Origin of the sequence: Streptomyces graminilatus (genome assembly GCF_001418565.1) — a bacterium.
GTDB classification, from domain to species: domain Bacteria; phylum Actinomycetota; class Actinomycetes; order Streptomycetales; family Streptomycetaceae; genus Streptomyces; species Streptomyces graminilatus.
On the sequence record NZ_LIQQ01000683.1, the window covers coordinates 1 to 5,440 of the forward strand.

Below are 5,440 nucleotides of genomic sequence, written 5' to 3' on the forward strand. Positions count from 1 at the left end.
CCCCCAGCTACACCAGCCCAGGCCCCCGCACCGGAATACTCGTGAACGTAGGCGCCGGCGCCGGATCCTTGAAGAAGTCGTTCCCCTTGTCGTCGACGACGATGAACGCGGGGAAGTCCTCCACCTCGATCCTCCACACCGCCTCCATACCGAGCTCCTCGTACTCGACGACCTCGACCTTCTTGATGCAGTCCTGCGCGAGCCGGGCCGCAGGCCCCCCGATCGACCCGAGATAGAACCCTCCGTGCGCGTCACACGCGGCGGTGACCTGCGCGGACCGGTTCCCCTTCGCCAGCATCACCTTGGACCCGCCGGCGGCCTGGAACTGCTCGACGTAGGAGTCCATGCGCCCGGCGGTGGTCGGCCCGAAGGACCCGGACGCGTACCCCTCGGGGGTCTTCGCGGGCCCGGCGTAGTACACCGGGTGGTCCTTCAGGTACTGCGGCATCTCCTCACCCGCGTCCAGCCGCTCCTTGATCTTGGCGTGCGCGATGTCACGAGCCACGACCAGCGGCCCGGAGAGCGACAGCCGGGTCTTCACCGGGTACTTGGTCAGCTCGGCGAGAATGTCGTCCATGGGCTGGTTGAGGTCGATCCGCACCACGTCGCTCGCCCCCGACTCGTCGAGGTGCTCATCGGTCGTCTCCGGCAGGAAACGCGCCGGGTCGGTCTCCAACTGCTCCAGGAAGACACCCTCGGCCGTGATCTTCGCGACGGCCTGCCGGTCGGCCGAGCAGGACACGGCGATGGCGACGGGACACGAGGCGCCGTGCCTCGGCAGCCGTACGACCCGCACGTCGTGGCAGAAGTACTTGCCGCCGAACTGCGCCCCGATGCCGATCTTCTGCGTCAGCTCGAAGACCTTCTCCTCCAACTCCTTGTCCCGGAAGCCGTGCCCGAGCGGCGACCCCTCGGCCGGGATCTCGTCGAGGTAGTGCGCGGAGGCGTACTTCGCGGTCTTGAGCGCGTACTCGGCACTCGTGCCGCCGACCACGATCGCCAGGTGGTACGGCGGACAGGCGGCCGTGCCCAGCGAACGGATCTTCTCCTCCAGGAACTTCATCATGGAGGCCTCGTTGAGGACGGCCTTCGTCTCCTGGTACAGGAAGCTCTTGTTGGCGGACCCGCCACCCTTGGCCATGAACAGGAACTTGTACGCGCCCCCGTCCGTCGCATACAGCTCGATCTGGGCGGGCAGGTTGGACCCGGTGTTCTTCTCCTCCCACATGGTGAGCGGAGCCATCTGCGAGTACCGCAGGTTCAGGTTCAGATAGGCGTCGTAGATGCCCTGGGACAGGGCCGCCTCGTCACCGCCGGACGTGAGGACGTTCTGCCCGCGCTTGCCCATGACGATCGCCGTACCGGTGTCCTGGCACATGGGGAGCACGCCCGCCGCCGCGATGTTGGCGTTCTTCAGCAGGTCCAGCGCCACGAACTTGTCGTTGGCCGACGCCTCGGGGTCGTCGATGATCCGCCGCAGCTGCGCCAGGTGGGCGGGGCGCAGATAGTGCTGGATGTCGTGGATGGCCTCGGCGGCGAGCTTGCGCAGCGCCTCCGGCTCGACCTTGAGGAACGTGCGCCCGTCGGCCTCGAAGGTGGAGACACCCTCGGAGGTCACCAGCCGGTACGGGGTGGTGTCCTCTCCCATGGGGAGCAGATCGGTGTACGCGAACTCAGGCATCTCGCCCATTCCTCACTCGACGAAGACAGCGGCCGGCCTTCATCGGCGACCGCCCACCAGCGTATGACCTGCCGGACGGGCAAAGCGTGTTAGGTAAGACTCAGTTGAGAAGGGCCCGGCTCGAACGAGGGGCCGTTCCCGGGATCAGCCCGGACGGACTGCACGGACTGCACGGACGGCACGGACGGGCGGCACGGACGGACTGCGCGGGTGAACGGCCCGGGTGATCGGCCAGGGTGATCGGTCCGGGGTCCGTTTCGGGGTCGTTCGCCCGTCCACACCCCTAGTCGCGATCTATCGCGTTTGGGTACGCTGCTCCCGTGGACCTTCAGAAGCAGACCGACCCGCGTGAGTCCGACCGGCGTGCGTCCGAACCACGCGCGTCCGAAGCAGGTGCGTCCGAAGCAGGTGCGCCCGGAGCAGGTGCGCCCGGAGCGCGCGCGTCCGAACTCCGCGCCTCGGACGCCGACCGCGACCGCGTCGCTGACGTCCTGCGCGAGGCGCTGGCCGAGGGCCGCCTCACGCCCGAGGAGCACTCCGAGCGCGTAGAGGGGGTGCTGAGCGCCAAGACGGTCGGCGAACTGGAGGTCTTCGTACGGGACCTGCCCGCCGGCCACCAGCCCCAGGCGCCCCGGACCGAGGCGTGGGGATACGCTCCGGCGCCCAACCGCCCCACCCCGGGCGCGATCCCGCTCGACCCCGACGACAACATGGTGGCGGTCTTCAGCGCCGCCGTCCGCAAGGGCCGCTGGCGCGCGGGACGCCGTATGCACGTGTACGCGATCTTCGGCAGCGTGGAGATCGACCTCAGCGAGGCGATATTCGAGTACCAGCAGGTCGTCATCAAGGCGGTCTCGGTCTTCGGCAACGTCGAGATCCGCGTCCCGGAGAACGTCTCGCTGCGCGGCACCGGCGGCGGCGTGCTCGGCAACTTCGAGGTGAGAACGCTGGATTCGGGCGATGCCGACGCACCCGTGGTCTATGTGGACGGGCTGGCCATACTCGGCAACGTCGAGGCGAAACCCAAGCGGGGCAAGCTGGTCGAGGACATCCTCGACCGGGTCTCCCGCAAGGTCGACAAGAGTGTGCGCAAGCACCTGGACCGTTGACGGCGGACCCTGTCAGGTCACGACGCCCCGACCGGGCACCGGAACCGGGCGTTTCGGAACTCAGTGCATAGGCGCGCGCACAGCGGGTAGGGCTTGCTGCATCGTCTCTTGGAGGGTGCCGTGGGCTTCACGCGGAACCCGGTACGCCCGGCAAGCGCGCGCCCTGCGTTCGTGCGCCCCGGACGCTCCGGACCCGTCGCCCCGGTCCACGTGGGCCCCACGGCTTCCTCCAGCTCGCGAAGAAGCCGTCGTCAGGAGTAGACCGTGCTGCAAGCGCCGCATTCGTCCCTGCAGGTCGCTGCTGTTCCGCCCCAGCGGGTGCCAGTGCGAGAGAGGGACCAGGACGCCCCGTGGCACACCGAGGCGGTGTGCCGGCGCGACGAGGCGGGTCTCTTCTTCGCCCCTTCGAAGGAACCGACCGCGGCCCGGCTCTCCCGGGAGCAGGCGGCCAAGAGGGTGTGCGGCGGCTGTCCGGTCATGGTCGAGTGCCGTGAACACGCGCTGCTGCAACCCGAGCCGTACGGCGTCTGGGGCGGCCTCACCGCCGCCGAACGCCGCGTGGTCCTGGCCAGGCGCCGCCGCCGCGAAATGGAACTCAAGAAGGCCGCCCGCGGCACGATAGCCGCGGCGGGCTGACCACCCCGGTCATGAAGCGGGGGCGCCTCTCCGCACAAGAGGCACCCCCCGCTCCCGCGTGGGCTTCTCGGCACGACGACCAGCGACGAGCTAGCTGGAGATCGCGCACGGGAGCGCCCCGAAGGGGGCGCGAGGAACTGCGCGACCAGCCCCCACGAACCTGAAGCCGTTCACGAACCTGAAGCCGTTCACGGACCCGCAACCGCGCACGACACGGCTCCGGCCTCAACCGTCGGAACTACTCTGCCTCAACCGTCGGAACTACTTGGCGCGATCGAAGTCAATCGCGCTGTAGGCCCGCAGCTTGCTGAGCCGATGCTCGGAAGAGATCTGCCGAACCGTCCCCGACTTCGACCGCATCACGATCGACTCGGTCGTGGCCGTCTCCGACCGGTAACGGACGCCCCGCAGCAGCTCACCGTCGGTGATCCCGGTCGCGACGAAGAACACGTTCTCCCCGGAGACCAGGTCGTCGGTCGTCAGTACGCGGTCGAGATCGTGCCCCGCGTCCACCGCCCGCTGCCGCTCCGCGTCGTCCTTCGGCCACAGCTTGCCCTGGATGGTGCCACCGAGGCACTTCACGGCGCAGGCCGAGATGATGCCCTCGGGCGTACCGCCGATGCCCAGCAGCAGATCGACGCCGGTGCCCTCGCGCAGGGCGAGGATCGAACCGGCGACATCGCCGTCGGAGATCAGCTTCATACGCGCGCCGGTCTCCCGGATCTCCTTGATTATGCCGACGTGGCGCGGCCGGTCGAGGATGACGACGGTGACGTCCTCGGGCGTGACCCGCTTCGCCTTGGCGACCCGGCGGATGTTCACGGAGACGGGCGCGTTGATGTCGACGAAGTCGGCGGCGTCCGGCCCGGTGACCAGCTTGTCCATGTAGAAGACGGCCGACGGGTCGAACATGGACCCGCGGTCGGCCGCCGCGAGGACGGCGATGGCGTTGGTCATGCCGTTGGCGGTGAGGGTCGTACCGTCGATCGGGTCGACGGCGATGTCGCACTCGGGCCCGGTGCCGTCGCCGACCTGCTCCCCGTTGAAGAGCATGGGCGCCTCGTCCTTCTCGCCTTCACCGATGACGACGACGCCGTTCATCGAGACGGTCGAGACGAGGGTCCGCATGGCACGCACGGCGGCACCGTCGGCGCCGTTCTTGTCGCCGCGGCCGACCCAGCGGCCCGCGGCCATCGCGGCGGCCTCGGTCACCCGTACGAGTTCCAGGGCGAGGTTGCGGTCGGGAGCCTCGGAGGGCACTTCGAGTTCGGACGGAAGATGATGATTCTCGGTCATCGACACGCACCTTTCTGATACGACGACGGCCGGATGAGGGTGTTGACCCCGACTCTATCGTTAGGCAGACAAAATGAGCAGGGGACCCCACGGATGAGCGGGCCGGTGCACCTGCGACGATGGTGGGCGTGGCAGGTTCGAACGGCAAGAACGGCAAGCAGAAGACGGCCCGGGACATGATTCTTTCCCTGGGTCTCATCAGTCTCGCGGCGGGAGTGATCTATCTCTTCATCCCGCACGACGACTCCGCTCCGGACCTCAAACGGGTCGACTACCGCGTCGAGCTGCTGACCGCTCGCCGCGCCGCGAGCTACCCGGTGGCCGCGCCCGAGGGCCTGCCGGCCGGCTGGAAGGCCACGTCGGTGCGTTTCTCCGGCGCGGACTTCGACAGGTGGCACCTCGGCTTCCACGACTCCGAGGGTGATTACGTGGCGGTGGAGCAGTCCGCTCAGAAGCCGTCCGTCTTCATCGACGACGCCACCCAGAGCGCCCGGGAGACCAAGGTCACTCAGCGCATAGGGGACGCGACGTGGACGCGGTACGAGGGCGAGAGGTACGACGCGCTGGTGCTGCGCGAGAAGGGCTCCACGACGGTGGTGACGGGCACGGCGCCCTTCGACCGCCTGACGAAGGTGGCCCAGGCGCTGAAGACGGCGTAGCGAGCGGGCCTGAGGCATGACTGAGGCCCCCGGCACGAGCCGGGGGCCTCAGTCATGCC

Annotated in this window: 5 protein-coding genes; 3 read left to right on the forward strand and 2 right to left on the reverse strand. The window is 68.7% G+C overall.

What is annotated here, in order from left to right; translation table 11 throughout:
* Positions 1-7: 7 nt before the first annotated feature.
* On the reverse strand, positions 8-1,681 hold the full coding sequence (locus AOK08_RS39845) for a fumarate hydratase (RefSeq protein ID WP_055535191.1): 1,674 nt from the start codon (positions 1,679-1,681) through the stop codon (positions 8-10).
* Between the two features lie 320 nt (positions 1,682-2,001).
* Between AOK08_RS39845 and AOK08_RS39850 the strand changes: the two genes are divergently transcribed.
* Entirely contained in the window at positions 2,002-2,790 is a 789-nt protein-coding gene (locus tag AOK08_RS39850; RefSeq protein ID WP_055535184.1) for a DUF1707 SHOCT-like domain-containing protein, read from the forward strand.
* 264 nt (positions 2,791-3,054) lie between these two features.
* The gene (locus tag AOK08_RS39855) at positions 3,055-3,426 is read left to right on the forward strand and encodes a WhiB family transcriptional regulator (protein WP_063794226.1); all 372 of its coding nucleotides are present in this window, start codon (positions 3,055-3,057) and stop codon (positions 3,424-3,426) included.
* A 261-nt stretch (positions 3,427-3,687) separates the two neighbouring features.
* On the opposite strand, the gene glpX is transcribed toward AOK08_RS39855, so the two are convergent.
* Positions 3,688-4,722 (reverse strand): class II fructose-bisphosphatase, encoded by a 1,035-nt coding sequence (gene glpX / locus AOK08_RS39860; RefSeq protein WP_055535189.1) that lies wholly within the window; start codon positions 4,720-4,722, stop codon positions 3,688-3,690.
* A gap of 119 nt (positions 4,723-4,841) precedes the next feature.
* Between glpX and AOK08_RS39865 the strand changes: the two genes are divergently transcribed.
* The gene (locus AOK08_RS39865) at positions 4,842-5,381 is read left to right on the forward strand and encodes a DUF4245 domain-containing protein (RefSeq protein WP_079054556.1); all 540 of its coding nucleotides are present in this window, start codon (positions 4,842-4,844) and stop codon (positions 5,379-5,381) included.
* The last annotated feature ends 59 nt before the right edge of the window (positions 5,382-5,440 follow it).

What these genes read in the sequence shown, in the direction of transcription:
- AOK08_RS39845 (WP_055535191.1), bottom strand. Translation starts at nt 1,681, where the DNA reads ATGCCTGAGTTCGCGTACACCGATCTGCTCCCCATGGGAGAGGACACC.
- AOK08_RS39865 (WP_079054556.1), top strand. Translation starts at nt 4,842, where the DNA reads ATGGTGGGCGTGGCAGGTTCGAACGGCAAGAACGGCAAGCAGAAGACG.
- glpX (WP_055535189.1), bottom strand. Translation starts at nt 4,722, where the DNA reads ATGACCGAGAATCATCATCTTCCGTCCGAACTCGAAGTGCCCTCCGAG.